Annotated in this window: 26 protein-coding genes and 3 tRNA genes; 18 read left to right on the top strand and 11 right to left on the bottom strand. The window is 57.7% G+C overall.

The genetic code is table 11. From position 1 onward, the window contains the following. Nucleotides 1-6: 6 nt before the first annotated feature. The 5 genes from urtA (at nt 7) to urtE (ending at nt 5,494) form a co-directional block, all read left to right on the top strand. The gene (urtA, locus tag LC417_RS09470; protein ID WP_033780623.1) at nt 7-1,275 is read left to right on the top strand and encodes an urea ABC transporter substrate-binding protein; all 1,269 of its coding nucleotides are present in this window, start codon (nt 7-9) and stop codon (nt 1,273-1,275) included. Between the two features lie 92 nt (nt 1,276-1,367). Next, entirely contained in the window at nt 1,368-2,933 is a 1,566-nt protein-coding gene (gene urtB, locus LC417_RS09475; RefSeq protein WP_223565764.1) for an urea ABC transporter permease subunit UrtB, read from the top strand. Then, a complete protein-coding gene (gene urtC / locus LC417_RS09480; protein ID WP_010253637.1) occupies nt 2,933-4,006 on the top strand; it encodes an urea ABC transporter permease subunit UrtC in 1,074 nt (357 codons plus the stop codon). The genes urtB and urtC overlap by 1 nt, the downstream gene beginning before the upstream one ends. Next, complete coding sequence (gene urtD, locus LC417_RS09485) at nt 4,003-4,794, top strand: urea ABC transporter ATP-binding protein UrtD (protein WP_010671705.1); 792 nt, start codon at nt 4,003-4,005, stop codon at nt 4,792-4,794. The genes urtC and urtD overlap by 4 nt, the downstream gene beginning before the upstream one ends. Before the next feature lies 1 nt (nt 4,795). Next, nucleotides 4,796-5,494 (top strand): urea ABC transporter ATP-binding subunit UrtE, encoded by a 699-nt coding sequence (gene urtE, locus LC417_RS09490; protein ID WP_010253632.1) that lies wholly within the window; start codon nt 4,796-4,798, stop codon nt 5,492-5,494. Between the two features lie 7 nt (nt 5,495-5,501). On the opposite strand, the gene LC417_RS09495 is transcribed toward urtE, so the two are convergent. Genes LC417_RS09495 through rbsK form a run of 3 tightly spaced genes read right to left on the bottom strand, consistent with a single transcriptional unit; the run spans nt 5,502 to nt 8,764 of the window. After that, a complete protein-coding gene (locus LC417_RS09495; protein ID WP_129062780.1) occupies nt 5,502-6,515 on the bottom strand; it encodes an aldose 1-epimerase family protein in 1,014 nt (337 codons plus the stop codon). Then, nucleotides 6,512-7,837, bottom strand: coding sequence for an L-fucose:H+ symporter permease (gene fucP, locus LC417_RS09500; RefSeq protein ID WP_022625375.1), 1,326 nt, complete (start codon nt 7,835-7,837; stop codon nt 6,512-6,514). The genes LC417_RS09495 and fucP overlap by 4 nt, the downstream gene beginning before the upstream one ends. Nucleotides 7,838-7,846: 9 nt before the next feature. Then, nucleotides 7,847-8,764, bottom strand: a complete 918-nt coding sequence (rbsK, locus tag LC417_RS09505) for a ribokinase (protein WP_033787409.1) — start codon at nt 8,762-8,764, stop codon at nt 7,847-7,849. A gap of 392 nt (nt 8,765-9,156) precedes the next feature. Here rbsK and deoR point away from each other — a divergent pair, with 392 nt between their 5' ends. From deoR to LC417_RS09525, 4 genes are all read left to right on the top strand, one after another. Further along, nucleotides 9,157-9,921: a DNA-binding transcriptional repressor DeoR gene (gene deoR / locus LC417_RS09510; protein ID WP_010253621.1), complete on the top strand. Its 765-nt coding sequence runs from the start codon at nt 9,157-9,159 to the stop codon at nt 9,919-9,921. Between the two features lie 191 nt (nt 9,922-10,112). Then, nucleotides 10,113-11,780: an energy-dependent translational throttle protein EttA gene (ettA, locus tag LC417_RS09515; RefSeq protein ID WP_010253620.1), complete on the top strand. Its 1,668-nt coding sequence runs from the start codon at nt 10,113-10,115 to the stop codon at nt 11,778-11,780. A 64-nt stretch (nt 11,781-11,844) separates the two neighbouring features. Beyond that, on the top strand, nt 11,845-12,009 hold the full coding sequence (locus LC417_RS09520; RefSeq protein WP_109652447.1) for a YhfG family protein: 165 nt from the start codon (nt 11,845-11,847) through the stop codon (nt 12,007-12,009). 12 nt (nt 12,010-12,021) lie between these two features. After that, the gene (locus LC417_RS09525; protein ID WP_192034203.1) at nt 12,022-12,624 is read left to right on the top strand and encodes a putative adenosine monophosphate-protein transferase Fic; all 603 of its coding nucleotides are present in this window, start codon (nt 12,022-12,024) and stop codon (nt 12,622-12,624) included. Here LC417_RS09525 and LC417_RS09530 read toward each other — a convergent pair. After that, on the bottom strand, nt 12,605-13,501 hold the full coding sequence (locus LC417_RS09530) for a LysR family transcriptional regulator (RefSeq protein ID WP_010253616.1): 897 nt from the start codon (nt 13,499-13,501) through the stop codon (nt 12,605-12,607). The genes LC417_RS09525 and LC417_RS09530 overlap by 20 nt on opposite strands. Before the next feature lie 204 nt (nt 13,502-13,705). On the opposite strand from LC417_RS09530, the gene LC417_RS09535 reads away from it, so the two are divergent. Continuing rightward, the gene (locus tag LC417_RS09535) at nt 13,706-14,707 is read left to right on the top strand and encodes a zinc-binding alcohol dehydrogenase family protein (protein ID WP_192034205.1); all 1,002 of its coding nucleotides are present in this window, start codon (nt 13,706-13,708) and stop codon (nt 14,705-14,707) included. Between the two features lie 45 nt (nt 14,708-14,752). Here LC417_RS09535 and nadR read toward each other — a convergent pair whose 3' ends face one another. The 3 genes from nadR to serB all read right to left on the bottom strand — a co-directional run bounded on the left by nadR (nt 14,753) and on the right by serB (nt 18,443). After that, nucleotides 14,753-15,994: a multifunctional transcriptional regulator/nicotinamide-nucleotide adenylyltransferase/ribosylnicotinamide kinase NadR gene (gene nadR / locus LC417_RS09540; protein ID WP_010253612.1), complete on the bottom strand. Its 1,242-nt coding sequence runs from the start codon at nt 15,992-15,994 to the stop codon at nt 14,753-14,755. Between the two features lie 75 nt (nt 15,995-16,069). Continuing rightward, nucleotides 16,070-17,452, bottom strand: coding sequence for a DNA repair protein RadA (gene radA, locus LC417_RS09545; protein ID WP_010253610.1), 1,383 nt, complete (start codon nt 17,450-17,452; stop codon nt 16,070-16,072). 13 nt (nt 17,453-17,465) lie between these two features. Beyond that, nucleotides 17,466-18,443 (bottom strand): phosphoserine phosphatase, encoded by a 978-nt coding sequence (gene serB, locus LC417_RS09550; RefSeq protein WP_050680501.1) that lies wholly within the window; start codon nt 18,441-18,443, stop codon nt 17,466-17,468. 107 nt (nt 18,444-18,550) lie between these two features. Here serB and LC417_RS09555 point away from each other — a divergent pair, with 107 nt between their 5' ends. Next, the gene (locus tag LC417_RS09555) at nt 18,551-19,201 is read left to right on the top strand and encodes a YtjB family periplasmic protein (RefSeq protein WP_010253606.1); all 651 of its coding nucleotides are present in this window, start codon (nt 18,551-18,553) and stop codon (nt 19,199-19,201) included. Between the two features lie 665 nt (nt 19,202-19,866). On the opposite strand, the gene yjjG is transcribed toward LC417_RS09555, so the two are convergent. From yjjG to LC417_RS09570, 3 genes are read right to left on the bottom strand one after another with little or no spacing between them, the layout of a single operon-like run. Beyond that, nucleotides 19,867-20,547, bottom strand: a complete 681-nt coding sequence (gene yjjG / locus LC417_RS09560) for a pyrimidine 5'-nucleotidase (RefSeq protein ID WP_010253605.1) — start codon at nt 20,545-20,547, stop codon at nt 19,867-19,869. Nucleotides 20,548-20,565: 18 nt separating this feature from the next. Then, a complete protein-coding gene (gene rimI / locus LC417_RS09565; protein WP_010671713.1) occupies nt 20,566-21,006 on the bottom strand; it encodes a ribosomal protein S18-alanine N-acetyltransferase in 441 nt (146 codons plus the stop codon). Then, nucleotides 20,978-21,388: a DNA polymerase III subunit psi gene (locus LC417_RS09570; RefSeq protein ID WP_223565765.1), complete on the bottom strand. Its 411-nt coding sequence runs from the start codon at nt 21,386-21,388 to the stop codon at nt 20,978-20,980. Before LC417_RS09570 ends, rimI begins: the two co-directional genes overlap by 29 nt. Nucleotides 21,389-21,494: 106 nt before the next feature. On the opposite strand from LC417_RS09570, the gene rsmC reads away from it, so the two are divergent. From rsmC to LC417_RS09590, 4 genes are all read left to right on the top strand, one after another. Further along, complete coding sequence (gene rsmC, locus LC417_RS09575; RefSeq protein ID WP_010253598.1) at nt 21,495-22,526, top strand: 16S rRNA (guanine(1207)-N(2))-methyltransferase RsmC; 1,032 nt, start codon at nt 21,495-21,497, stop codon at nt 22,524-22,526. A gap of 151 nt (nt 22,527-22,677) precedes the next feature. Continuing rightward, nucleotides 22,678-22,764: transfer RNA gene (locus tag LC417_RS09580), tRNA-Leu, on the top strand. 30 nt (nt 22,765-22,794) lie between these two features. Next, nucleotides 22,795-22,881, top strand: a tRNA-Leu gene (locus tag LC417_RS09585). 28 nt (nt 22,882-22,909) lie between these two features. Continuing rightward, nucleotides 22,910-22,996: transfer RNA gene (locus LC417_RS09590), tRNA-Leu, on the top strand. 161 nt (nt 22,997-23,157) lie between these two features. On the opposite strand, the gene LC417_RS09595 is transcribed toward LC417_RS09590, so the two are convergent. Further along, complete coding sequence (locus tag LC417_RS09595) at nt 23,158-23,442, bottom strand: DUF1435 domain-containing protein (RefSeq protein WP_010251467.1); 285 nt, start codon at nt 23,440-23,442, stop codon at nt 23,158-23,160. A gap of 231 nt (nt 23,443-23,673) precedes the next feature. Here LC417_RS09595 and LC417_RS09600 point away from each other — a divergent pair, with 231 nt between their 5' ends. The 3 genes from LC417_RS09600 to LC417_RS09610 all read left to right on the top strand — a co-directional run bounded on the left by LC417_RS09600 (nt 23,674) and on the right by LC417_RS09610 (nt 26,318). Further along, nucleotides 23,674-24,771 carry a diguanylate cyclase gene (locus tag LC417_RS09600; RefSeq protein ID WP_061703609.1) on the top strand — a complete coding sequence of 366 codons (1,098 nt, stop codon included), beginning with the start codon at nt 23,674-23,676 and terminating at the stop codon, nt 24,769-24,771. Between the two features lie 193 nt (nt 24,772-24,964). Further along, the gene (fhuF, locus tag LC417_RS09605) at nt 24,965-25,759 is read left to right on the top strand and encodes a siderophore-iron reductase FhuF (protein WP_010251473.1); all 795 of its coding nucleotides are present in this window, start codon (nt 24,965-24,967) and stop codon (nt 25,757-25,759) included. A 94-nt stretch (nt 25,760-25,853) separates the two neighbouring features. Continuing rightward, nucleotides 25,854-26,318, top strand: coding sequence for a YbaK/EbsC family protein (locus LC417_RS09610; RefSeq protein WP_010251476.1), 465 nt, complete (start codon nt 25,854-25,856; stop codon nt 26,316-26,318). The last annotated feature ends 68 nt before the right edge of the window (nt 26,319-26,386 follow it).

Here is a 26,386-nt window from a genome sequence, read left to right on the forward strand (position 1 = left end):
CAGATGATGAAAAGACGTTCGTTGATCAAGGCTTTCGCCCTCTCCGCCACCGTTGTCAGCATGGGGTGCGCCTGGAGTGCGCAGGCGGCTGACACCATCAAAGTGGGGATCATGCATTCGCTCTCCGGCACCATGGCGATTTCAGAAACGCCGCTGAAGGATGTGGCGCTGATGACCATCGATGAGATCAACGCCAAAGGGGGCGTGCTGGGGAAAAAGCTGGAGCCGGTGGTGGTCGATCCCGCCTCTAACTGGCCGCTATTTGCCGAGAAGGCGCGGCAGCTGCTGACTCAGGATAAGGCGGCGGTGGTGTTTGGCTGCTGGACCTCGGTGTCGCGCAAATCGGTGCTGCCGGTGTTTGAAGAGCTGAACGGCCTGCTGTTCTATCCGGTGCAGTATGAAGGGGAAGAGATGTCACCCAACGTCTTCTACACCGGCGCTGCGCCTAACCAGCAGGCGATTCCGGCCGTGGAGTATCTGATGAGCGAAGATGGCGGCAGCGCGAAACGCTTCTTCCTGCTTGGCACCGACTATGTCTATCCGCGCACCACCAACAAGATCCTGCGCGCCTTCCTGCACAGCAAAGGCGTGGCGGATAAAGATATCGAAGAGGTCTACACGCCGTTTGGTTACAGCGACTACCAGACCATTGTCTCCAACATCAAAAAGTTTGCGGCTGGCGGCAAAACGGCAGTGGTTTCCACGATCAACGGCGACTCCAACGTGCCGTTCTACAAAGAGCTGGCGAACCAGGGGATCAAAGCCACTGACATTCCGGTGGTCGCCTTCTCGGTGGGCGAAGAGGAGCTGCGCGGCATCGATACCAAACCGCTGGTGGGTCAGTTAGCCGCCTGGAACTATTTCGAGTCTATTGATAATCCGACCAACGCGAAGTTTGTCGCCGACTACCGCGCATATGCCAAAGCACATAACCTGCCGAACGCCGCCACCGTCGTCACCAACGACCCGATGGAAGCGACCTATGTTGGCATTCATATGTGGGCGCAGGCGGTGGAAAAAGCGGGCACCACGGATGTGGACAAAGTGCGGGCGGCGATGGCCGGTCAGACCTTTAAAGCGCCGGATGGCTTTACCCTGACCATGGATCAGACCAACCATCATCTGCATAAGCCGGTCATGATTGGCGAAGTGGAAGAGAACGGCCAGTTCAGCGTGGTGTGGCAGACCGATCAGCCGGTACGCGCGCAGCCGTGGAGCCCGTACATTGCCGGTAACGACAAAAAACCCGATCACCCGGTGAAGACCGCGCAGTAATCGCGGGTTGCTGATAGATACGCAGCGTCACCCGCTGTGAAGCGGCAGCACGGCACCCCGCCGTGCTGCCCTCCCCTGACGAGGCTCCTTTTATGAATCTATGTCGCTGCTTTTTCAGCCTGCTGCTGCTGATGCCGCTGTTGGCCAGTGCCGGACCAGCGGCTGACTTTGCCGCCGCCAGCCGCAGTCAGCAGGCCACGCTGCTGCAACAGTGGGCCGCCGCACCGGACAGCCATCGCCTGCCGCTGCTGGAAGCGCTGCATGCCGAAACGGTGGTCATCGACCAGAATAAACAGCCGTTCAGCCAGCAGGGATCCACGCTGCAGCCGCTGGATGCGGTGGCGCAGCCCACGGGCAACCTGAAAAAGCTGTTTATGAACAATCGCCTGCGCGTGCTGGTTAACAACGCGCTGGCCGCCCACCAGCTTGTCAGCACTGATACGACCCTGCGTCTGCGCGCAGCGCAGCAGCTGCAAAGTGAGGGCGTTGCCGACCAGCTGCCGCTGCTGGAGCAGCGTTTTGCCGCCGAGCAGGACAGCCGGGTCCATGCCGCACTGGCGCTGGCGCTGGCGAACCTGCAACTGGCAGATGGCGAGCCGATGGTGCGCCTGCGGGCGGTGAAACTGCTGGGTGAGTCCAGCGATCCCAATACGCAAGCCAGCCTGCAACGCCTGACCCAGCCCGCGAATGAGCCGGACGCCACGGTGCGGTCGGCCGCGGCGGAAAGTCTGCAACAGATTCAGAAACGGCTGATGTGGGGCGATCTGCTGGGGCAGGCCTTCAGCGGCCTGTCGCTGGGTTCCATACTGCTGCTGGCCGCGCTGGGTCTGGCGATCACCTATGGCCTGCTCGGGGTGATCAACATGGCGCACGGTGAAATGCTGATGCTCGGTGCTTACGCCACCTGGTGGGTACAGAGCCTGTTTCAGCAGTTTGCGCCGCACTATTTAGCCTGGTATCCGCTGCTGGCGCTGCCGGTCGCCTTTCTGGTCACCGCCGCCATCGGCATGGCGCTGGAACGCACGGTGATCCGCCATCTCTATGGCCGTCCGCTGGAGACGCTGCTCGCCACCTGGGGGATCAGCCTGATGCTGATCCAGCTGGTGCGGGTGCTGTTCGGGGCGCAAAACCTGGAGGTGGCGAATCCGGCGTGGCTCTCCGGCGGCTTACAGCTGCTGCCCAATCTGGTGCTGCCGTGGAACCGCATCGCGGTGATCCTGTTTGTGGTGTTTGTGCTGGCGCTCACCTGGCTGCTGCTGAACCGGACCCGCCTTGGCATGAACGTGCGCGCCGTGACCCAGAACCGCGCCATGGCGGATTGCTGCGGCGTGCCGACCGGTCGCGTCGATATGCTGGCGTTTGGACTCGGCTCGGGCATTGCCGGGCTGGGTGGCGTGGCGCTGTCGCAGCTCGGTAACGTCGGACCGGAGCTGGGCCAGGGCTACATTATCGACTCGTTCCTGGTGGTGGTGCTGGGTGGCGTCGGTCAGCTGGCGGGCACCGTGGTTGCCGCGTTCAGCCTGGGCATTCTCAACAAAGTGCTGGAGCCGCAGATTGGCGCCGTGCTGGGCAAGATCCTGATTCTGGTGATTATCGTGCTGTTTATTCAGAAACGTCCGCAGGGGCTGTTTGCGGTAAAAGGAAGGGTGACTGACTGATGACGCAACCCATCACGCTTCGCGTGGCGCGCACCGCGCCGCGCCTGACCATCAGCATTGGCCTGGCGATTACCGTAGCGCTCCTGGTGATGCCGTTTCTGGCGCTGCTGCCCGCCACGCATCCGCTGGCGATCTCCACCTATACCCTGACGCTGGTCGGCAAAATCCTCTGCTACGCGGTGGTCGCGGTGGCGCTGGATCTGGTGTGGGGCTACGCCGGACTGCTGTCGCTGGGCCACGGCATCTTTTTCGCCCTGGGTGGATATGCCATGGGCATGTACCTGATGCGCCAGGCCGCAGGCGAGGGTTTACCCGCCTTTATGTCCTTTCTCTCCTGGCGGGAACTGCCCTGGTTCTGGACCGGCACCGACTATTTCGCCTGGGCGCTCTGCCTGAGCATGCTGGTGCCGGGCCTGCTGGCGCTGATTTTTGGCTTCTTCGCCTTTCGCTCGAAGATTAAAGGCGTCTACTTCTCCATCATGACCCAGGCGCTGACCTACGCCGGGATGCTGCTGTTCTTCCGCAACGAAACCGGTTTTGGCGGCAACAATGGCTTTACCGGCTTTACCACCCTGCTCGGCTTTTCGGTGACGGCAACCCCCACCCGTATCGGGCTGTTTATCGCCACGGTGCTGCTGCTGCTGCTGAGCCTGGCGATCGGCTTCGCCCTGGCGCGCAGCAAATTTGGCCGGGTGCTGACTGCGGTGCGGGATGCGGAGAACCGCCTGATGTTCTGTGGTTACGACCCGCGCGGTTTCAAGCTGTTTGTCTGGACGCTCTCCGCCGTGCTGTGCGGCCTGGCCGGGGCGCTCTATGTGCCGCAGGTCGGCATTATCAATCCGGGTGAGATGTCACCGGCCAACTCGATTGAAGCGGCGATCTGGGTGGCGCTGGGCGGACGCGGCACGCTGATAGGCCCGCTGCTGGGCGCGGCGATTGTTAACGGCGCACGCAGCTTCTTCACCGTCGCCTTTCCCGAATACTGGCTCTTTTTCCTGGGGCTGATGTTTATCCTGGTCACGCTGTTTCTGCCGCACGGCGTGATTGGCCTGCTGCGCCGGAGGAAAAAATGAGTGATGCCCTGTTTACCCAAACTCAACTGGCGGATCGCCATCGGGTGCAGCGCGATCCGGTGCTGCAACTGGAGAAGATCAGCGTGTCGTTTGAAGGCTTCCGGGCGCTGACCGATCTTTCGCTGCAGATCGGCGTCGGGGAACTGCGCTGCGTGATCGGCCCCAACGGTGCGGGCAAAACCACGCTGATGGATGTGATCACCGGCAAAACCCGGCCCGACGCCGGCCGGGTGATCTACGACCAGGACAGCGATCTGACCCGTCTCTCGCCGGTGGAGATCGCCCGCGCCGGGATCGGCCGCAAGTTCCAGAAGCCCACGGTGTTTGAGGCGTTAACCGTGTTCGAAAATCTGGAGATCGCGCTTAAAGCCGATAAATCGGTCTGGGCCAGCCTGCGCGCCCGCCTCAGCGGCGAACAGCGTGACCGCATTGATGAGGTGCTGAAACTGCTGCGGCTGGGCGGCGAACGCCAGCGTCGCGCGGGCCTGCTGTCGCATGGCCAGAAGCAGTTTCTGGAGATCGGCATGCTGCTGGTGCAGGAGCCGCATCTGCTGCTGCTGGATGAACCGGCCGCGGGTATGACCGATGCCGAAACGGACTACACCGCCGAGCTGTTCCGCAGCCTGGCGGGCAAGCATTCGCTGATGGTGGTGGAGCATGACATGGGCTTTGTCGAAACCATTGCCGACCACGTGACGGTGCTGCATCAGGGCCAGGTGCTGGCCGAGGGTTCGCTGCGCGACGTGCAGGCCAACGAGCAGGTTATCGACGTTTATCTGGGGCGCTGAAATGTTACAGGTTACTGAACTGAATCAATATTATGGCGGCAGTCATATTCTGCGCGGCCTGTCGTTTGAGGTAAAGATTGGCGAAATCACCTGTTTGCTGGGGCGCAATGGCGTTGGGAAGACCACGCTGCTGAAATGCCTGATGGGGCTGATCCCGGCGAAGTCGGGCGAGATTCACTGGCAGCAGCAGCGCATGAATGGCCGCAAGCCGCACCAGCGGGTGCAGGCTGGCATCGCCTGGGTGCCCCAGGGGCGGGAAATCTTTCCGCGTCTGACGGTGGAAGAGAATCTGCTGATGGGGCTGTCACGCTTTCCGGCTGCGCAGGCGCGTGAAGTGCCGGAGGAGATCTACCAGCTCTTTCCGGTGCTGCTGGCGATGAAGTCACGCCGGGGCGGCGACCTCTCTGGCGGTCAGCAGCAGCAACTGGCGATTGGCCGGGCGCTGGCCTGTCGGCCTCAGCTGCTGATCCTTGATGAGCCGACCGAAGGGATCCAGCCTTCGGTGATCAAAGAGATCGGCGCAGTGATCCGCCAGCTGGCGCAACGGGGAGATATGGCGATCCTGCTGGTGGAGCAGTTTTATGACTTCGCGGCGGAGCTGGCGGACAGCTATCTGGTGATGTCGCGCGGAGAAATTGTGCAGCGTGGCCGCGGTGACACCATGGAAGCAGAGGGTGTGCGCGGCCTGGTGGCGATTTAAACCCGGCTCAGAGTAAGCCGGTCTCGACAGAAAAGTGGCGCTGTTCACCGTGCGCCAGGGTGATCAGCGTGCCAGCCTGCTGCGCGGCAAGAGAGCCCTCTGGCCGGCAGGTGGCGGGCAGAATATAGGCCGCCACCTGCTGATCGTGGTTGTGCAGCAGCCAGCGAGTGGCGTGCGGGAACTGCGCGGTGGAGAAGCGCGTCATCAGCGCATAGCCCTGCGGCGCATGCAACTCAAACTGCACCTCATCGCTATACTGCGACAGGTCGTCCGCGAAGAAGACGATCTCCGGATCGCAGAGCTGCGGCTGATCGAGCTGCTGTAAAGCCTGCGGATCGCGCGCCAGCCGATCGGTGTAATCCCGCCAGGCGGGCGTCGGTCGCAGATGCGCCGGGATCGAGCGACGCAGCTGGAATGCCTGTTCGGGGATCGACTGCCGGAAGCGGCCCTGATCGATCCACGCACTGTTGAGGTGACACATATACTGCAGCGGCATCGGCGCGCCAGCCAGATTAGTGACTGTCATTTCAATCGTCAGCCGGGGCTGATCGGCCGGAATGCGGACGGCGGGTGCGGCCAGGTAGTGATGGCCGAAGCCTTTGACATATTCACACTCCCCTTCCAGCGACAGCGTCTGATCCTCCAGCACCAGCCAGGCGCTGTCCATGCGGGCGCAGGCCATCTCACCGTGCAGCGGATGATCGTCCTCTGGTGCGGGACAGCCGTTGGCCAGCAGTCCCGAATGAAACGCAAAACAGCCATAGGTGTCGATGATCGAATTTGCGGGCAGCGGCTGCTTAAAACTGTGGCCCATGGTCAGGTTATGATCGTCGAACTCTGCGTCCCAGATCATCTGCCCGAGAAACGGCAGCACGGTCACGCTGCCACGCCGGTTATGAATGCGCACCGCCTCAATGCCCGCCGGATAGCGAAACAGCTCAACCCGGAAATTATCGCTTTCTAAAAGCACCCAGGGTGTGGTGTGAAACTGTTCACGCGCTAAGGGTAAACGGGTTTTCATGGTAACTCCTCCGCCAGACGACCGGTCGCAACCGGCTGTTTTTTATGGCGCAGTTCGCCATAGAAGTAGAATCCGACCCAGGCGAAACAGAGCAGCGAGACGCCAAATGCCAGCTGCATAGAACCCAGTGAGTCCGAAACCAGGCCCTGCAGCGCCGGGACAAAGGCCGCACCGACAATCGCCATCACGATAAACGCGCCCGCGACTTCGGTGTATTTGTTATCGACCGTCGCCAGCGTTCCCGCGTAGATCGTCGCCCAGCAGGGACCAAACAGCACGCTGACAAAGACGGCAGCGTAGACGGCGGTAAAGTTCGGCACCAGCATCACATAAGCCAGCGTCAGCACGCCCAGCACCGAATAGGCAATCAGCACCTTCTCTGCGCGGAAACGGGTCATCAGGAAGTTCGCCACGAACTTGCCGATAAAGAAGCAGATGAAGCTGTAGATCATAAAGTTCGAGGCGTGACGTTCATTAGTCGCCCCCAGCGTCAGCGCCAGACGAATGGTAAACGACCAGACGGCCACCTGCATGCCGACATAGAGGAACTGGGTCACAATTCCGCGTTTAAAGTGTCGGTTGCCAGCCAGATAGCGGAAAGTCTCGCCCAGCGAGGGGCGCGACATCTCGCTGCTTTCGGGTTTACAGCGCGGATAGCGGGTGAACATAAACAGCAGCATCACCACCACCAGCACCATCACCAGATATTTGTAGGGCTCCAGCGTGTGTTCCAGCATCGTCAGGCGGAACGCATGCGCCTGCTCTGCCGTCATGGTCGCCATCTGACTCTCCAGGCTGTCGCCATCCTGGAACACCAGATATTTGCCCAGCACGATCCCCATCAGCGCACCGATCGGATAGAAGGTCTGGCTGACGTTGAGGCGCAGCGTGGCGTGATCACGATGGCCAATCATCGAGCTGTAGGTGTTGGCGGCGGTTTCCAGGAAACTCAGGCCGATGGCGATGGCAAATATCGCCGCCAGGAACATGGTGTAAGTCGCCATGTGCGAGGCGGGATAGAAGGCGATACAGCCGGCAATGTAGAGCGCCAGGCCGATCATGATCGCCATCTTATAACTGGTCTTGCGGATCACCAGCGACGCGGGGATCGCAATCAGAAAATAGCCGCCATAAAAGGCACTCTGCACCAGTGCACTGGCAAAGTCGCTCAGGGCAAATACGCTTTTAAACTGGGTGATCAGGATATCGTTAAGACTCGCCGCACAGCCCCAGAGCGGAAAGAGGCACGACAGCAGAATGAACTGGAACAGCGGCGTTTTATTCAGATAGCCATCAGATTGCTGAACAATTTTCTGTTGCATGGCAGACCCTCAGTTACGGTTGAGAAAGCGCTGGAAACTCTCTGCGTCGGGATAGGCGCGCTGGGTGCCGCGCCCGGTGACGCTGCAGGCGGCATAGGCAGACGCCTGGGTCATGGCGGCGGCCACATCGCCGGTTTCCACCAGCAGATACGCAAAGCAGCCGATAAAGGCATCGCCCGCGCCGCTGGTGTCGACCGCCTGAACCGGTGTGGCATCCACGCGATGGATCTCGTCGCCGCTCATCCAGACCGATCCCCGGCTGCCCAGGGTGATGATCAGATTTTTAAGGCCGCGCTTCAGCAGCGACTGTCCGGCGAGGATCACCTCTTCATCGCTGCTGACCGGCAGACCGGTGAGGATCTCCAGCTCGGTTTCATTGGGCATAAAGAAGTCGCATTTGCAGGCGTAATCAATATCAAGCGTGGCGACGGCCGGAGCCGGATTAAGGATCACTGTGATCTGATGCTGGCGGGCAAAATCGATGGCGTAATAGACCGTCTCCAGTGGGATCTCCAGCTGCAGGATGATCAGCTGGCAGGCTTTCAGCGCCTCAGCCGCGTCGTCGATATCGGCCGGTTTCAGCTGCTGGTTAGCACCTTTGATAATCAGAATGCGGTTCTGCGACTGGTCATCGACAAAAATCGGTGCCACGCCGCTGGAGGTGCCCGGTGCGGTGGTGACGAAGCGCGTGTCCACGCCCTGCTGTTGAAGGTTTGCAACGGTGTTCGGAGCAAAGAGATCGTCACCGACCTTGCTGACCATCATTACGTTGCCACCCATTTTTGCCGCCGCGACCGCCTGGTTGGCCCCTTTACCGCCGCAGCCAATGGCAAAGTCGGGCGCTTCAAGGGTTTCGCCCGCTTTCGGCAGGCTGTTGGTATAGGTAATCAGATCGACCATGTTTGAGCCGATGACCGCAATTGTCATGACCTTTCTCCCGGATGTTTTTTTAAACTTAAAATGTTATTAAATTAACAATAACAATTCTTAAAGGTTAAATATGTGACAAAAACCACATCCTGAGGCGGTGAGAACAGGCAGGTGACGCCATGAAAGGGGATTTTCAGTGTTATTATTATAACAAGCCAACATCACTAACCGCGGTGGATGAAAGCCACAGCCGCCCGCGGTGATGTGCCGATATCACCACGCGCTGACAGCACGGCGGAGGTTTGCGGCCCTCACGGAATGCGGGTAAGATTGACTGCCAGCCTGGCGGATGAGACGCAACTCATTCAAATCTGTGAGGTTTGTAGCGTATTGACGTCGATCCCGGCGTCTTTCCTCCGCACTGCAGGATAGGGAACAGAGAGATGACCATGGAAACCCGGCGCGACGAACGCATTCACAAGCTGACGCAGGCGCTGAAACGCACCGACAAACTGCATCTGAAAGATGCGGCCCAGCTGCTTGGCGTCTCAGAGATGACGGTTCGCCGCGATTTAACCGAGCCGGGCTCCAGCGTGGTCCTGCTGGGCGGCTATATCGTCAGCGATCCGAAAAGTCATGCCAGCCACTATTTTGTCAGCGATCAGCATGGCCAGAATGCCGCCAGAAAGCAGCGACTGGCACAGGCGGCCGCCAGCCTGATCAACGAGAACGATACGGTCTTTTTTGACTGCGGCACCACCCTGCCCTACATCGTGGATGCGATTCCTGACACTCTGTCGTTTACCGCCATCTGCTGCGCCATGAATACCTTTCTGACCCTGAAAGAGAAACCGGCCTGTAACGTGATTCTCAGCGGCGGTGAATTTCATGCCGACAACGCGCTGTTTACGCCGATTGGCGTGCATACCATCCTTGACGATCTCTGCCCGACGCTGGCCTTTATCTCTGCGGCGGGCATCGACAAAGATCAGGGCGCAACCTGCTACAACACCAATGAGCTGATGATGAAGCATCACGCCATGCTGCGCGCCCGAAAGTCGGTGCTGGTGGCTGACAGCAGTAAATATGGCAAGGTGCTGCCTGCCCGCATCGCCGAGCTGCAGCGCTTTGATCTGCTGGTGAGTGACAGCGCGCCCGATCAGGCGTTGCAAAACTGGCTGGCCCAGCAGGCGATCCCGCTGCGCCTGCCCTGACGCCTCTTTCTGACATCCTCTCCTGACCCTGTCAGCGATTGAGCGTGGAAATCAGTCAGTTATGCCTGGCATCGCCCGGCATCGGCTCCGCCACGCTAATATTCGCCGCCCCCCGGCTGGGATTAAACGGTGAAAAAGGCTAAACTTCGACATCATTCAAACGACCAACAGACCCAGAGGCTCAAACCAACGTGGCTCAATTCGTCTATAGCATGCATCGCGTCGGCAAAGTGGTTCCGCCGAAGCGACATATCCTGAAAAACATCTCGCTCAGCTTCTTCCCTGGCGCAAAAATTGGCGTACTCGGCCTGAACGGCGCGGGTAAATCTACCCTGCTGCGCATCATGGCCGGCATCGATAAAGATATCGAAGGGGAAGCGCGTCCGCAGCCAGGCCTCAAGATTGGCTACCTGCCGCAGGAACCGCAGCTTAACCTTGAACACACCGTGCGTGAGTCGGTAGAAGAAGCGCTGTCAGAAGTCGTTGGCGCACTGAAGCGTCTCGACGAAGTCTATGCGCTCTATGCTGAAGAAGGTGCAGACTTCGACAAACTGGCCGCTGAACAGGGCCGTCTGGAAGAGATCATCCAGGCTCACGATGGTCACAACCTGAATACCCAGCTGGAACGTGCTGCCGATGCGCTGCGCCTGCCTGACTGGGACGCGAAAATCGCCACCCTTTCCGGTGGTGAACGTCGTCGCGTCGCCCTCTGCCGCCTGCTGCTGGAAAAACCAGACATGCTGCTGCTGGACGAACCAACGAACCACCTGGACGCCGAATCTGTCGCCTGGCTGGAGCGCTTCCTGCACGACTTCGAAGGCACCGTCGTCGCGATTACGCATGACCGTTACTTCCTGGATAACGTTGCAGGCTGGATTCTGGAACTTGACCGCGGTGAAGGGATTCCGTGGGAAGGTAACTACTCCTCCTGGCTGGAGCAGAAAGATGCGCGTCTGGCGCAGGAAGCCTCCTCTGAAGCCGCTCGTCGCAAGTCGATTGAGAAAGAGCTGGAGTGGGTACGCAAAGGGCCAAAAGGCCAGCAGTCTAAAGGCAAAGCCCGTCTGGCACGCTTTGAAGAGCTGAACAACACCGATTACCAGAAACGTAACGAAACCAACGAACTGTTCATTCCGCCAGGTGCCCGTCTGGGTGACAAAGTGCTGGAAGTCAGCAATCTGCGTAAGTCTTATGGCGACCGTGTGCTGATTGACGATCTCTCGTTCTCGGTACCGAAAGGCGCGATTGTCGGGATTATCGGTCCAAACGGCGCGGGTAAATCAACGCTGTTCCGCATGATGTCTGGTCAGGAACAACCTGATTCTGGCGAGATTGTACTGGGTGAAACCGTCAAGCTGGCCTCTGTGGATCAGTTCCGCGACAGCATGGATAACGCCAAAACCGTGTGGGAAGAGGTTTCCGGCGGTCAGGACATCATGCGCATCGGTAACACCGAGATGCCAAGCCGCGCCTATGTCGGCCGCTTTAACTTTAAAGGCGTCGATCAGGGCAAACGCGTAGGCGAACTGTCGGGTGGTGAGCGTGGTCGTCTGCACCTCGCGAAGCTGCTGCAGGTTGGCGGCAACATGCTGCTGCTCGATGAGCCAACCAACGACCTGGACATTGAAACCCTGCGCGCGCTGGAAAACGCCCTGCTGGAGTTCCCGGGTTGTGCCATGGTGATCTCGCATGACCGCTGGTTCCTGGACCGTATCGCCACGCACATCCTGGATTATCAGGATGAGGGCAACATCGAATTCTTCGAAGGTAACTTTACCGAATATGAAGAGTACAAGAAGCGTACTCTCGGCGCCGAAGCGCTGGAGCCGAAGCGCATCAAGTACAAGCGTATGACGAAGTAACGATGTCAGGGGGAGGCTCAGGCCTCCTCCTGCTTCACCAGTGACGTTTTAAGGGCTGAATGCAATGAAGAAAAAAGCTGAGCGGCCAGTGGCTAAAAAAGCTGAAGCGATTTATGAAGCCACTAAAGTCGCAAACTTTGCCGCAAGTTCCCTGCTGGAGGGGATACGTATTTCAGCAGATGCTGAATTATCGACCCTGGAACAGGTTCGACGCCGCTATAAGCAGTAGCAGGAAGCCAACGTGAATCGTTATCTTGTCTGGCGAGATCACTACTGTTATCCCGATTCCGATGTGCTGATCAATCGCTATGATATTCGCGAACAAACCCTGCTGGATCAGGCTGAGCGTGATGTGACCGCGCTGACCATTCACACCATTAAGCTCTCTCATCCTCCTTTTACCCTTCAGTCACTGTGTCACATTCATTACTGCCTGTTTAACGAGCTTTATAGCTGGGCGGGGCAGATACGCGATATCTCTATCAGCAAAGGAGAGACCCGCTTTTGCCAGCCCGCTTTTATTCTGCGTGAAGCGGAGAAATTATGTGCAAAACTGGCATGTGAAAGATGGCTTGAGCAGGCTGACCATGAAGCTTTTTGTCATCAGGTTGCCTGGTATTACTGCGAGTTCAATATCCTGCATCCCTTTCGGGAAGGAAACGGTCGGGCATTACGCATTCTGTTCGAACATATCATTCTTCACGCAGGCTATCAGGTGAACTGGGAAGGCGTGAGCCCCAGCGACTGGTTAGCGGCAAATATCGCGGGTTACCAGAGTGGCCCGGAAAAAATGGCGGCACTCTTCCTGCGCCACATTGTACCGGTCAGCGATAAAACTCCCTGAACACCGGTGACTGCAGCGCGAACTCAATAAACCGCGCCAGCGCAGGTGAATTCAGTTTACGGCCCGGATAGACCAGCCAGAGCTCATTCCCCTCGATTTCCCATTCCGGCAATACCGGCACCAGCCGGGGATCCGCCATCGCCCCGTCGGTCAGAAAGTGCGGCAGCAGCGTAATGCCCGCATCGCCCAGCGCAGATTCGCGCGCATAGAGTAAATTATCCGTGAGATGGCCTGGCGGCAGCAGCCAGCGGTAGAACTCGTCATCGCGCTGCAACACCCATTCATTCCAGGCGCGATGCGCTATACAGCGGTGGGCCGACAACTGCTGTGGATGAACCAGCGGCGGATGCTGATCAAGATAGCGCTGTGAAGCGACCAGCAGTCGCGGGCAGTTGCCTATCCGGCGGCCAATCAGCGAGGACTCCTGCGGCTGACCGGTGCGCAGCGCCACATCAAAGCCCTCCTGCACCAGATCACGCATCTCATCGGAGATCGAGACATCCAGCGTCACATCGGGATAGAGACGTAAAAACGCCGCGTTACAGCGCGCCAGCAGCGTGGCACCAATCCCCGCCGGGCTGGTGATACGCAGACGCCCGCTGGGATTTTCACGCAGGCTGGCGATCGCCTGATCGGCGCGTTCACTGGCCTGCATCATCTCCTGGCAATGCAGCAGATAGCGCTCACCGGCAAAGGTCAGATTGAGCTGGCGGGTGGTGCGGTTCAGCAACCGAATTCCCAGCCGCTGCTCCAGCTGGCTGATGCGCTGACTGACGCTCGATTTTGGCAGCCCTGCGCGTTCTGCCGCGCCGGTAAAGCTGCCGCACTCCGCCACCAGCGCAAACAGTGCCATATCCTGCCACTGACGAAATGCCATTGTTCACCTCAGACGAACACTCTATGAAAGATTGTCCATCTTATCACTGCTAAAATCAGGTTCTACACTTAAAGCCTGTTCCGAATCATCAGCCAGTCTGCCACGGACAGCGTGGCACAGCCCCTGCGGAGTGTGAGCACTCTTCAGGGCCAGAATGGCAACCACCAGATCCAGGCTTTTAGCCTGACTAAACAGGAAAAATGTATGTCTATTCGCGCTGTCGCAATTAATCCGGAAAGTCCTGAAAACTTCACTGAAATTTTCCCTGACACCCCAGCGCCAGGGGAGTATGACCTGCGGGTCGAAGTCAAAGCCGCGTCGGTCAACCCGGTCGATACTAAGGTTCACAAAGGGGCGAAGAAGAACGGACTAGAGCAGCCACGCATCCTCGGCTGGGATGCCAGCGGTGTGGTGCTGGAAGTGGGCAGCAAAGTCAGCAACTTTAAGCCAGGCGATAAAGTTTTTTATGCGGGTGACCTGACCCGTCCTGGCAGTAACAGCACCGAGCAGCTGGTTGACTCACGCATTACCGGTCACAAGCCAGAGAGCCTGGACTGGGCGCAGTCCGCCGCGATCCCGCTGACGGCCCTGACCGCCTGGGAAGGACTGTTTGAGCGACTGAACCTGGAGTCAGCAACGGAAGATCAGACGCTGCTGATCGTGGGCGGCGCAGGCGGCGTCGGATCGCTGGCGATCCCACTGGCAAAACTGCGCAGCAAGGTGAAGATCATTGCCACCGCTTCGCGTGAAGATTCCGCGCAGTGGTGCCGCGATCGTGGCGCCGATCTGGTGATCAACTACAAAGATATGATTGGAGAGCTGGAAAAACAGGGCATTAAACAGGTCGATTATATCTTCTGCCTGAATGATACCGACGGTCACTGGGAAACCATGGCAAAGCTTATTGCCCCGCAGGGTCATATCTGCACCATCGTGGAAAACGAACATCCGCTGTCGATGGATCAGCTGAAGCTGAAGAGTGCCGCACTGCACTTCGAGCTGATGTACACCCGCAGCATGTTTAATACCCCGGATATGGCGCGTCAGGGTGAGATTCTGGATGCCGTCTCGGCGTTACTGGATGAAGGTAAGCTGCAAACCACACTGAGCGAGACGCTGCACGGCTTAAGCGTTGAGACCTTAACTGCTGCCCATCAGCGCGTACTGGAAGGCCACATGCGCGGCAAAGTAGTGATGGTGTATTAATGCGCTGACCCGGCTGCCCTGCGGCAGACCGGGTCACAGCATGCGTTACGGCTGGGCGTTTTTCTCGCCCAGCATCGCTTTCACCAGTTCAATGCAGCGCAGGAACCGGGTGTCATAATCATCTTCCTGCACGTGCAGGAATTCGATGTTGTTTTCCCGCAGCATCGTCACCAGCATCGACTGAAACTCCCGTCGATCCACGGAACTGCCCAGGCTGCGCAAGCCATCGGCAACCCACGGCACGTTGTTCTCCAGCAGGATCACCAGATCAAAGCGATATTCATCGATCAGTGCCTGCACAAATGGATGTTCACGCCCTTCATACTTCAGACAAAACGCCTGCGTGGTCACAAAGTCGGTGTCGATAAACGCCACTTTATTGGCGTATTTAACCGCGAAATCGATGTACTGCGCCTGGCCCAGCGCGATCTTGTCGTAATCTGAATATTGCAGCGCCATTTCATCACCGCCCAGGTGGGAGAAGACATAGTCGCGGCCATATTCCCAGGCACTGGTGGTATTGAAGATGTTGGCGAGTTTATTCACCAGCGTCGATTTACCGCTCGACTCCCCGCCGAGGATCGCCACGGTGCGCACAAAGAAAGGTTTCACTTCGGTCGGGATATAATCCCAGAAGCGGAAAGGATCCTGACGGATCTGCGCGCCGCTGATGCTCATAAAGGATCGGCTGGGATCGACCAGTACGGTCTGAATGCCAAGATGCTGCTGATACATCTCCGCATCGGGCGCTTCGCTGGTGTAGATGCAATCCGGCGCAATACCATGCTCGCTGAGAAACGCGCTGACGCCCTTACTCCAGACATCCCAGCCGTGCGGATAGGGCTCAATCCCCTCCTCATCAAAGGCGTGAATGCGGATATTTTTCTGATACTTAAAGGTCTGCAGCAGCCAGCGCAGTCGATCGCTGACCGTGGGCTGTTGTGACATCGCGCTGTTCTCAAACAGTTCGCGGTCACGTGGCTCGTCGTAGCCCATAATGATATGCAGCTCATCGACCTGGCTACAGGCGCGCTGAATCAGATAGATATGGCCGGTGTGCAGCGGATAGAATTTACCAAACACCACGCCGACCGTTTTATCGCGGCGCGGAAACTCCAGACCCAGAAAACGGTGCAGCGCCTCAAGCTTTTGCGCGCTGGGGCTTTTGATTTTGGCATTGAGCAACTGGCTCAGATAGCCTTTGGTCATGCCGCTGGCATCAGCGACCTGTTGCAGCGTGTGACCCTGCTGGCGAATGGCCGTTTTCAGATAATCAAACGACGACATGTCGTGCCTCCTGCATCAATGCGGTTAAGGTGGGAGCGGCCTGCCAGCGGCTTTTCGCTGGCGGCCGCAGGCGCGTTACAGATCGTCCAGAATCGCCAGCGCATCGGCCAGCTTCTTCGCGCTGAAAACCTGCATCCCGGCAATCGGTTTTTTCGGTGCATTCCCTGCCGGCACAATGGCGCGTTTGAAGCCATGCTTCGCCGCTTCAGCGATGCGCTCCTGACCGCTGGGCACCGGACGGATTTCGCCCGCCAGTCCCACTTCGCCGAAGATCACCAGATCCTGCGGTAACGGACGATCGCGCAGGCTCGACACCATCGACAGCATCAGCGCCAGGTCAGCACTGGTTTCGGTGACTTTGACGCCGCCGACCACGTTGACGAACACATCCTGATCCGCCATCTGCAATCCGCCGTGACGGTGCAATACTGCCAGCAGAATCGCCAGGCGGTTCTGCTCCAGACCTACCGCCACGCGGCGTGGATTGCCCATCATCGAGTGATCGACCAGCGCCTGAATCTCCACCAGCAGCGGTCGCGTTCCCTCCCACAGCACCATCACCGAACTGCCCGAGGTGATCTCTTCGCCGCGCGACAGGAAAATAGCTGACGGGTTGCTGACTTCACGCATGCCCTGCTCGGTCATGGCAAACACACCCAGTTCATTGACCGCGCCGAAGCGGTTTTTATGACTGCGCAGGGTGCGGAAGCGGGAATCGGCATCGCCATCCAGCAGCACCGAACAGTCGATACAGTGTTCCAGCACTTTCGGTCCGGCCAGGGAGCCATCTTTGGTAACGTGACCAACCATGATGATCGCCACGCCGCGCGTCTTGGCGAAGCGCGTCAGGTAAGCGGCGGTTTCACGCACCTGGGCGACGCTGCCCGGCGATGACTGGATCTCCGCCATGTGCATCACCTGGATCGAGTCGATCACCATCAGTTGCGGCTGCTCCTGTTCGGCGATCAGGCAGATCTGCTCAATGCTGGTTTCCGACAGCATATTCACATTTTCGGTAGGTAATCCCAGACGATGGGCGCGCATCGCCACCTGCTGCAGTGACTCTTCACCGGTGACATACAGGGTTTTCATCCCCTCTGACAACCGGCACATCACCTGCAGCAGCAGCGTGGATTTGCCTGCGCCGGGGCTGCCGCCAATCAGAATGGCGCTGCCCGGCACCACCCCGCCGCCCAGCACCCGGTCAAACTCTTTGAAGCTGGTCGAGAAGCGCGGTAACGCCTCCAGGCTGATTTCAGAGAGCTTCTGCACCCGGCTGGTGCCGGCGCTGCCAGCATAGCCACTCAGGCGCTCGTTACGCGCAGCCGCGGGCGAGGCGGCAATGCGCACCTCGGTGATGGTGTTCCAGGCGTGACAGGCGCTGCACTGCCCCTGCCAGCGTGGGTAATCTGCGCCACATTCGTTACAGACAAATGCGCGTTTTGCCGCTTTGGCCAAATCAATACCTCAGTTAACGCTCTTCGTGGATCAGGCTGCCGGTGAGGATGCAGAACACCCCCATTAAATCGGCATGGCGAATGGTGACCGCAGTCTGCTCATTCACCTTAGGTTTAGCATGGAACGCAATGCCCAGTGCTGAGGCTTTGATCATCAGCAGGTCATTGGCACCATCGCCGATCGCCACCGTCTGTTCCGGCGCGATGTCAAAACGCTGCGCCAGCTTCTTCAGGGTATCGGCTTTGTATTGTGCGTCGACAATCGGTCCCAGCACCTTGCCGGTCAGTTTGCCGTCGCGAATTTCGAGTTCATTAGCCACCACCGCCGACAGATGCAGCTTGTCGCGCAGGTATTCGGCGTAGTAGGTAAAGCCGCCAGACGCGATGGCAACCTGCCAGCCCAGCGCCTGCAGCTTCTGCGTCAGCGTCGTTAAGCCCGGCATCAGCGGCAGAACATCACGTACCTGTTTCAGAATATTGGCGTCTGCCCCCTGCAGCGTAGCCACGCGCTGACGCAGGCTGGCGGTGAAATCGAGTTCGCCGCGCATCGCACGTTCCGTGACTTCCGCCACCTGCTCGCCACAGCCCGCCAGTTTTGCAATCTCGTCGATGCACTCGATCTGAATCGCGGTGGAGTCCATATCCATCACCAGCAGGCCTGGCGTTTTGAGATGCGGGATTTTGCCCAGCGGCGCAACATCCAGGCCAGCGTCGTGCGCCAGCTTGCTGGCAAACGGCGTCAGCGATCCCGCCAGGCGAATCACCTGATACTCATCGACGTTCCAGGCGCTGACGATCACCATGGCGGCACCCAGCTGGTGCTGGTAATCGGTCAGCCGCTGCTTATCCAGCCCGCGGCCATACAGCAGCCAGCCGGTACGGCCAGCGCGATAATCCAGCGGCATCACTTCATCACCGCTAAGAGAAAGGGGCAAACCCGGCCAGAGGGAGACATCGGCGGGAAGATCGCACCAGGTTAAACGATTTGGCATCAGAGCTCCTGTAGGGACAACAAAACCACGCAAGAGGCTACCTTGTCTGCGCCGCTTCTGGCAACATAATCTCCAGGCTTTCTGTTGTGATATGACCCGGATGATTAATGGCTAAAACCGCACTGAAATTTCGCTTACATCGTACCGTGATCGTTCTCATCTCGATGGCGCTGCTGGTCGTGCTGATGCAGGGCGCATCCTGGTTCAGCCTCGGCCATCAGGCGGCGCGTTCTGAACAGGTCGAGGAGCTGGCGCATACGCTGACCAGCCAGGTGGCGTTCAGCCTTAAGCCGTTGATGGACAACAGTGAAAATAATCGGACTCAGATAGAAGCCATTCTTAATCAGATGACGGCTAACAGCCGTATTCTGGATGCATCGGTCTATGACGGCGACGGCAGCCTGGTGGCGCACAGCGGTGAAAACATCAATGTCCGCGATCGGCTGGCGCTCGACGGCCAGCGCGCGGGCAGCTATTTCAACCATCAGATTGTGCAGCCGCTGGCCGGAAACGAGGGTCCGCTGGGCTTTTTGCGCGTGACGCTGGATACCCACGTACTTGTCACCGACTCGCATCAGGTCGATAACACCACCAATATTCTGCGTCTGATGATGCTGCTGGCGCTGGCAATTGGCATCATTCTCTCACGCACCCTGCTGCGCCACCGCCGCACCCGCTGGCAGCAGTCGCCTTTCCTGCTCACCGCCAGCACCCCGGTGAAAGAGGATCGGGATGAGGACGACGAGAAGAAAGAGTAACGCTCCGGCTGCGGTAAAGATAAAACAAAAAAGGCCCGCACAACGGTAATGCTGGTCAGTTAAGATTAGATTTGTAAAGGCTGTCACGGTCAAACGTGGCAGCTTTTTTTCCGGGCGAGCGAGCCGCAGTGCGGGCCAGCGCACCTCTGCTGCTGCCGGGCCGTCCTCGCGCCGCTCACGCGGTACCTTCGGCTTTGACGTCGTGCCGACGAACCGTTCGGGGATCGGCCCTCCCTGGCCGGCCCCGACCTGTCCACGCTTCCCGGCGTGGACTTCTGGCCCACCGTCACGCCTCAGCGCTGCGGATAGCCCTTTCAGCAGCAGAGGCGCTCAGGCCTCCACTCTCGTGCCCTTTTTAACAGTACGCACCAGAAGCTTCAGAGCAGGCCGGTGGCGATCAGGAGCAGGCAATCCGCAGCGCTGAACAGAATGAGTCTGCCAGGAGAGCCCGCAGGACGCGGGCGAAAGGCGGGGCGGCACAGGAAGTGCCATCCCCGGCGGTCCGTCAGGCAGGCGAATGAAGTGAAGGAACCGCGCAGCGGCGCGAGGACCGCCAGCCCCTGAGCGGCACCAGACTGCGTTATCACCTGTCGCTTAACTGACCAGCATTACCGCTGTGCGGGCCTTTTTTATGGGAAAGATGCTGATTTGCGAGGCGTCTTGCGTTAGCCGATGAGCAGCGCTTCCAGCTCGCCCAGCGATTTGACCTGCCAGGTGGGCTTAATATGTTCCGGCAATGGCCGGGTGCCATGATCGAGCCAGCAGGTTTTAATACCGGCATTCATGCCGCCCAGAATGTCTGACTCTGGCGTATCACCCACCATCAGCACCCGCTCACGATCCGGGTTGCTCATCAGATTCAGTGCGTAATCAAAAATCTCTGGCGCCGGTTTTGGCTGGCCGACCTGCTCCGAGATTACCAGCGCCGAGAAGTAATCGCGAAAACCGGTGCGCTCCAGACGCGTCTGCTGCAGCGCAGTAAAACCGTTGGTGATGATGCCCATTTTCACCCGGCCATGCAGCTGGTTCATCAGGCTGACCGCGCCCGGCAGCGGCGTACAGATCTCTCCCATTGCGCTGAGGAAGCCGCTGTTGAGGATCTCCGGCGCAACGCTGAGCTTTTCGCTCCAGTGGTTGAAACGCTGAGTCTGCAGCTGTAACGCGGAGATAGCACCGTTCTGATAATCGACCCACAGCGGCTTATTTATCGCCTGATAATCGCTGTAATCCTGGTCGGTGAACTGCACGTCATAACCGGCGAACAGGCGCTGCAAACCGGCATAGGCGTCGAAATGAAAAAGGGTATCGTCGGCATCAAACAGGATGCAATCCCAGTTATCAATCATTAAAGCTCCTTAACACCGCTACGGCGTCAGTGCCATGAGAATGGCATCTTCACGGCCGCTGGCGGTGGGATAATAGTTGGGGCGACGACTGACCTGATTGAATCCAAGCTGCTCATAGAGCGCGATGGCGGGCAGGTTCGAGGCCCGCACTTCCAGCCACAGCGTCAGCACGTCGCGTTTGATCAACTCATCGATCAGATGCTGCAACAGCTGGCGGCCCAATCCCCGGCGCTGAAAAGCGGGATCGACCGCGATGTTAAACAGCGAGGCTTCGTCCAGTACCACCTGCGTAATCGCAAAGGCGGCCATTTGGCCGTCAACGTCGAGACGTAAATTGATAAAGCGCTCGCCCTGATTGCTGGCAAACGTCTTTTCACTCCAGGGAAACGCGTGACTACGACACTCAATGGCGAAGGCCTGCGCCAGATCGTCAGGGGTGAGTAAAGAGATGGCTGTCATGGTTACACATCTGTTGCCAGAGCGCGCGTTTGGCGACGCCGCTGCTGGTCAGTTCATTGAAAGAGGCGCTGGTTAATGCCACGCCATTGAAAGTCTGTTCGCTCTCTACGCCGAGCAACCAGCCCGCGCAGTTCAGCGTTTCCGGCAGCATTTGCAGCTGATCCGGTGTCACGGTCATTACCTGAGCGGGTTGCAGATTGAGGGCATGCAGCACATCGCACATCAGCGGTTCATGCAAACCGGGGGGCGCGTCAGCGACAATAATTAACTGCGTGTCCGGTGCCAGCGTGACGGCAATTTCGCCCTGAAGCACGCGCGGGCGGCGCAGTTGGTACTGCGTAATTCCCATTTGCTGTAAAAGCCAGTCGCGCCTGGACGTCATGGTGTTACCTGTTCTGCTGCCTGAATGCGACGCTATGCTAGCAAACCCATCGAACATGCGCCAACAAACCACTATAATCCCCGCTCAGATCTTACAGGAGCCCTACATGTCTGCTTTTACCCCGGCCAGCGAAGTCATTCTGCGCCACAGTGATGAATTTACCGCCCGCCATGTTTTATTTGCTGGCGATCTGCAGGATGACCTGCCCGCTCAGCTGGAAACCGCCTCATCGCGCGTTCACACCCAGCAATATCATCACTGGCAAAACCTGAGCCGCCGTATGGGCGAACAGGCGCGTTACGGAATGGTTGCGCAGGCCGAAGATGTGCAGGGCTGCGATACCCTGGTCTACTTCTGGACCAAGAATAAGCCGGAAGTGCAGTTCCAGCTGCAGAACCTGCTGTCGCTGCTGCCGGTGGGCTGCGACGTGTTCGTGGTCGGTGAAAACCGCAGCGGCGTGCGCAGCGCCGAAGGCATGATGGAGTCGTGGGTGAAGCTGGAGAAGATCGACAGCGCGCGTCGCTGTGGTCTCTACCACGGTCGCCTCGACAAACAGCCTGAATTCGATGCCAGCACTTTTGGTCACCAGTATCAGCTTGATGGTCTGACGATTCATACCCTGCCTGGCGTCTTCAGCCGTGACGGTCTGGATAGCGGCAGCGCCCTGCTGCTGTCGACCTTTACCCCGCACACCAAAGGTAAAGTGCTGGATATGGGCTGTGGCGCGGGCGTGATTGCCGCCTCGCTGCCTGCCCGTTCGCCTAAAGTGCGTCTGTGGCTGTGTGACGTGCATGCAGCGGCGATTGAAGCAAGTAAAGCGACGCTGGCCGCCAATGGCATCGAGGGCGAAGTCTTCGCCAGCAATGTCTTCTCTGACGTGACCGGTCGTTTCGACATGATTATCTCTAATCCGCCCTTCCATGAAGGCACTCAGACCAGCCTCGACGCCGCACAGGCGCTGATTCGTGGTGCGGTGAAGCACCTGAATACCGGCGGCGAGCTGCGTATCGTTGCTAACACCTTCCTGCCCTATCCGCAGGCGCTGGATGAAGCCTTCGGCAGTCACGAAGTCATCGCGCAAACCGGGCGCTTTAAAGTTTACCGTGCCGTCTATGGTCGCGGTGCCAAAACGCGCTAAGGGTTTTTCCTGCTGTTAACTGCTTTGCCGGGCTGAAAACGTTGCTTTTTACAGCGATCGTTTCAGCCCGACGAAATAGTTGTTGACGCAAAGAGTAAAATCTCTAGAATGCGCCTCCGTGGTTGTAACATTCTCAAGGTGTTACGGGTATGCGAAGGTGGCGGAATTGGTAGACGCGCTAGCTTCAGGTGTTAGTGTCCTAACGGACGTGAGGGTTCAAGTCCCTCTCTTCGCACCAAAATCACAAGTTTCATATCGCGAGCACTGCGCGAAGGTGGCGGAATTGGTAGACGCGCTAGCTTCAGGTGTTAGTGTCTTAACGGACGTGAGGGTTCAAGTCCCTCTCTTCGCACCATTGCGGTGATATGAACAGACAACTCGATGCGAAGGTGGCGGAATTGGTAGACGCGCTAGCTTCAGGTGTTAGTGTCTTAACGGACGTGAGGGTTCAAGTCCCTCTCTTCGCACCAACGTTGTCATCTTCAGGCCTTTCCCGCTCATCTCTTCTGTTCCCCTGTAGTTTCGTTTTACCCCCTGCTCGTTTTACCTTTTCCAGTTGTTCTGTTTTCCGGTCGCTTTACCTTTTCCAGCCGCTTTACCCCGTTCGCCGGTTTTAACCACTCCGCTTATGTTAATTCAGATGAAAATTCACAGAGACAGCCGCCAGTCCGCCCGCTAACGCCAGACAGGATGGCAGCAGCAGATAGTGACGCAGCCGCTGGTTAAACAGCATCACGACTGTCAGCAGCAGTGCAACCGTCATCACCATCCGCCACTGGCTGAAGCTTGGTTCCCATAAGGCGAACAGCGGCAGCGCAATGCACGGCAGCAACACGCCCCACGCACTATCCAGCTTTTTACCCAGCGCCCAACTGACTCCCCACAGGCCGCAGGCCGCGATAATCGCTATCCCCATGACACCAACCTCAAATGATAAGCATTCCCATTATCATATGACAGTTTTGCCTGCTCTGCAGCCTGTTTTTGTCACGCCCGGCAACGAAGATGACAGACCAGTTGGAAAATGCTAGATTGCGGCCGATAACACCTTTAATAACAGCAACAGCAATAATTTGCTCATTGTCTGGCAGAACCTGGTTTTGCCGGCGTGCGCTTTGGTATTTCAGGGTCGTCACGAGTACTTATAATGAAATTACAATCTTATGAAGAACTGAAACAGAGTAAATACCGGCTTTCAGTGATGCTTTTTCTGTTTCTGAATATCGCCGTTTCGCTATTTCATCTGCTGCCAATAATGAGCAGTGAGCAAAGTGAGACGACCCTGCCGGTAATGAGTGTCGCGGCCTTTAGCGTCATCATGTTAATTTTTCTTTTAATATGGCCTAAAGTAAAACTTCCCCTGTTAAATCCTGTGGCGCTGCTGCTTGGAATGCTCTGGGCCTGGCATATTAATTATCGCTTTCATCAGGTGTTCTATTTTGATGGTGGCTTTCTTATTATCAGTTTGATTAGTGTGTTATTTATCAGTGCCATCGCCCTGAGCGACTATCTGGGGGCTTTTTGTCTGCATGTCACGCCACCGGTGCTCACCGTTTTATTGCTCGACAATGCGCAGCACCTGCCGCTGATCCTGCTGACCATTACGCTGCCGCTGATTGGTTTTTCACTACAGCATCTGATGCGCCGCCGTGCCGACAACTTTACTCTGCGCCTGATGCATCAGCTCTACGAAGAGAAAGAGACATTCAGCGACCTCAGCATGCTCGACCCGCTGACCGGGCTTTATAACCGTCGTGGTCTTAAGAACCGGCTCGATAATATTCTGGAAAACCATGCTGGCAGCCACTATGTGCTGCTGCTGGATATCGATCACTTTAAGTCCTATAACGACAATTACGGGCATGCGATGGGCGATCAGGCTCTGGCGCGGGTCTCTGTCGCAATTCGTGATGCGGTGCGTTCACGCGATGTTGTCACCCGCTATGGCGGCGAAGAGTTTCTGGTATTGATGACCAATGTGAACAGTTCCATCGCCATGAAACTGGCAGAGCGAATCCGTCAGTACGTGCTGGATTTAGAAATTCCTCATCTTTTCAATGAAACCGTTTCAACCCACGTCACCATCAGTGCCGGCATCGCGCCTATTTACGATAATGAATTTGACCTGGCGGTCGCCAATGCTGACAGCGCATTATATGTGGCTAAAAATCAGGGCCGGAATACCATTCTCGCCTGGGAGGATTTACCCCGAAAACAGCATCAGACCGCCAGTGAACATGCCTAATTAAACGTAACGCCATCGGTAATAACGGAGGCTTCGGCGCGATATGCCCGGCTCTCTGCTGCTCTGTCCGATCGGATAACTGACCTCAAACCCGCCGTTTTCCCACCCGCAACGACGATTTTTTACACGACTTGTAGAGTTAATCAATAACGATTATCATTTGCTTTCTTATCTACACTTTTCGCGAGTCGTCATGGCAACCGTTTCAGCTCAGGAACAGCGTTTTAACGCTCAGTCGATGATCTTCCGGCAGAATGACCGTCCACTGGCGGAAAGTCTGCATGAGCGGCTGCAACAACAGCGCAGCTATCTGCTTGAATCGACGAAGCTCAGCCAGCCTGCTCCGCGCGACACGCTGACCCTCGCCGCCTGGTCACAATCAGAAGCCTTTACCCCAATTATTCAGCGCTACAGCGATTACCTCTATCGCGATCATCCTGATGCGGTTCGTGAAGCGAAACCGGTGCTGTCACTCTGGGCGCAATGGTATTTTGGCCTGCTGCTGCCAACACTGATCATGGCATTGTTGCAGGAGTCGCGTGCGCTGGACTGCTCGCCAGAGCATATCCGCGTCGGTTTTCATGAGAATGGTCATCCGGCCACTTTCTGGATCGATGTGCAGGAGGATGAAGAAGCGCGCTACCTTAACCCTCAGCAGCGTATCGATCGGCTGATTCAGCAGCATCTGATCCCGGTGGTCAATGGTATTACGCAGCATGGTGATATCAACGCCCGACTCATCTGGAACAATATGGGCTACTCATTTCAGTGGTTCCTGGGTGAGCTGAAAAGCCAGATCGATGAGTCGCTGGTGCTGCAACTGGAGCAGGCGCTGTTCTTCAACCAGCGGCTGCTGGATGGCAGCGAAAACCCGCTCTACCGCACCATGATCCCGCGCAACGGCGAACTGGTCCGTCGCAGCTGCTGCCAGCGTTATCGCATTCCCGATGTCGAACAATGCGGCAACTGCACCCTGAGCGGCAGCTAAACAGACTTAATTACGCTGAATTCTCCGTTTATCTCGTTTACAGGCACTGAGGCTTGTGGCAATTTTTACGCCTTCGATCAGCCTGGAGAGAAAGATGAGCCTGGAGTCCGTGCGCCAGTTCTTCGCCGAACACGCCCCTGAAATTGAAATTATTGAACTGGCCGAAAGCACTGCGACGGTCGGGATGGCTGCCCGCGCCCATGGCGTGACGCCAGGAGAAATTGCCAAAACCCTGTCACTGAAAGTGAAAAACGACGTGGTGCTGATTGTGACACGAGGCGATGCCCGGCTGGATAATCGCAAGCTGAAAGCGGCGCTGGGGGCGAAAGCGCGGATGCTGAGCGTGGACGAGGTGATTAACTGGACCGGCCATCCGGTGGGCGGCGTCTGTCCTTTCGGTCTTGAGAATCCGCTGACCGTTTACTGTGATGTCTCACTACGCAGTTTCGAGGAAGTCCTGCCCGCCGCCGGCGCTATCCACAGCGCCGTCCGCATTACCCCACAGCTGATGGCTGAACTGACTAACGCCCGCTGGATCGACGTGTGCGAAGCAATGTAATGCCAGGTATCAGCTAGCACCTTCTGCCCGCGTCCTGATGCTGCTGATAAACTGACGGATACCGTCAG

The organism is Pantoea sp. OVA07A (genome assembly GCF_019969975.1).
In the GTDB taxonomy this organism is placed as follows: Bacteria; Pseudomonadota; Gammaproteobacteria; order Enterobacterales; family Enterobacteriaceae; genus Pantoea; species Pantoea agglomerans.

Bases quoted from the DNA above. Each gene is read 5' to 3' on its own strand.
- urtA (WP_033780623.1), top strand. From the start codon at position 7: ATGAAAAGACGTTCGTTGATCAAGGCTTTCGCCCTCTCCGCCACCGTT.
- urtB (WP_223565764.1), top strand. From the start codon at position 1,368: ATGAATCTATGTCGCTGCTTTTTCAGCCTGCTGCTGCTGATGCCGCTG.
- urtC (WP_010253637.1), top strand. From the start codon at position 2,933: ATGACGCAACCCATCACGCTTCGCGTGGCGCGCACCGCGCCGCGCCTG.
- urtD (WP_010671705.1), top strand. From the start codon at position 4,003: ATGAGTGATGCCCTGTTTACCCAAACTCAACTGGCGGATCGCCATCGG.
- urtE (WP_010253632.1), top strand. From the start codon at position 4,796: ATGTTACAGGTTACTGAACTGAATCAATATTATGGCGGCAGTCATATT.
- LC417_RS09495 (WP_129062780.1), bottom strand. From the start codon at position 6,515: ATGAAAACCCGTTTACCCTTAGCGCGTGAACAGTTTCACACCACACCC.
- fucP (WP_022625375.1), bottom strand. From the start codon at position 7,837: ATGCAACAGAAAATTGTTCAGCAATCTGATGGCTATCTGAATAAAACG.
- rbsK (WP_033787409.1), bottom strand. From the start codon at position 8,764: ATGACAATTGCGGTCATCGGCTCAAACATGGTCGATCTGATTACCTAT.
- deoR (WP_010253621.1), top strand. From the start codon at position 9,157: ATGGAAACCCGGCGCGACGAACGCATTCACAAGCTGACGCAGGCGCTG.
- LC417_RS09520 (WP_109652447.1), top strand. From the start codon at position 11,845: ATGAAGAAAAAAGCTGAGCGGCCAGTGGCTAAAAAAGCTGAAGCGATT.
- LC417_RS09530 (WP_010253616.1), bottom strand. From the start codon at position 13,501: ATGGCATTTCGTCAGTGGCAGGATATGGCACTGTTTGCGCTGGTGGCG.
- LC417_RS09535 (WP_192034205.1), top strand. From the start codon at position 13,706: ATGTCTATTCGCGCTGTCGCAATTAATCCGGAAAGTCCTGAAAACTTC.
- nadR (WP_010253612.1), bottom strand. From the start codon at position 15,994: ATGTCGTCGTTTGATTATCTGAAAACGGCCATTCGCCAGCAGGGTCAC.
- serB (WP_050680501.1), bottom strand. From the start codon at position 18,443: ATGCCAAATCGTTTAACCTGGTGCGATCTTCCCGCCGATGTCTCCCTC.
- LC417_RS09555 (WP_010253606.1), top strand. From the start codon at position 18,551: ATGGCTAAAACCGCACTGAAATTTCGCTTACATCGTACCGTGATCGTT.
- yjjG (WP_010253605.1), bottom strand. From the start codon at position 20,547: ATGATTGATAACTGGGATTGCATCCTGTTTGATGCCGACGATACCCTT.
- rimI (WP_010671713.1), bottom strand. From the start codon at position 21,006: ATGACAGCCATCTCTTTACTCACCCCTGACGATCTGGCGCAGGCCTTC.
- LC417_RS09570 (WP_223565765.1), bottom strand. From the start codon at position 21,388: ATGACGTCCAGGCGCGACTGGCTTTTACAGCAAATGGGAATTACGCAG.
- rsmC (WP_010253598.1), top strand. From the start codon at position 21,495: ATGTCTGCTTTTACCCCGGCCAGCGAAGTCATTCTGCGCCACAGTGAT.
- LC417_RS09595 (WP_010251467.1), bottom strand. From the start codon at position 23,442: ATGGGGATAGCGATTATCGCGGCCTGCGGCCTGTGGGGAGTCAGTTGG.
- LC417_RS09600 (WP_061703609.1), top strand. From the start codon at position 23,674: ATGAAATTACAATCTTATGAAGAACTGAAACAGAGTAAATACCGGCTT.
- fhuF (WP_010251473.1), top strand. From the start codon at position 24,965: ATGGCAACCGTTTCAGCTCAGGAACAGCGTTTTAACGCTCAGTCGATG.
- LC417_RS09610 (WP_010251476.1), top strand. From the start codon at position 25,854: ATGAGCCTGGAGTCCGTGCGCCAGTTCTTCGCCGAACACGCCCCTGAA.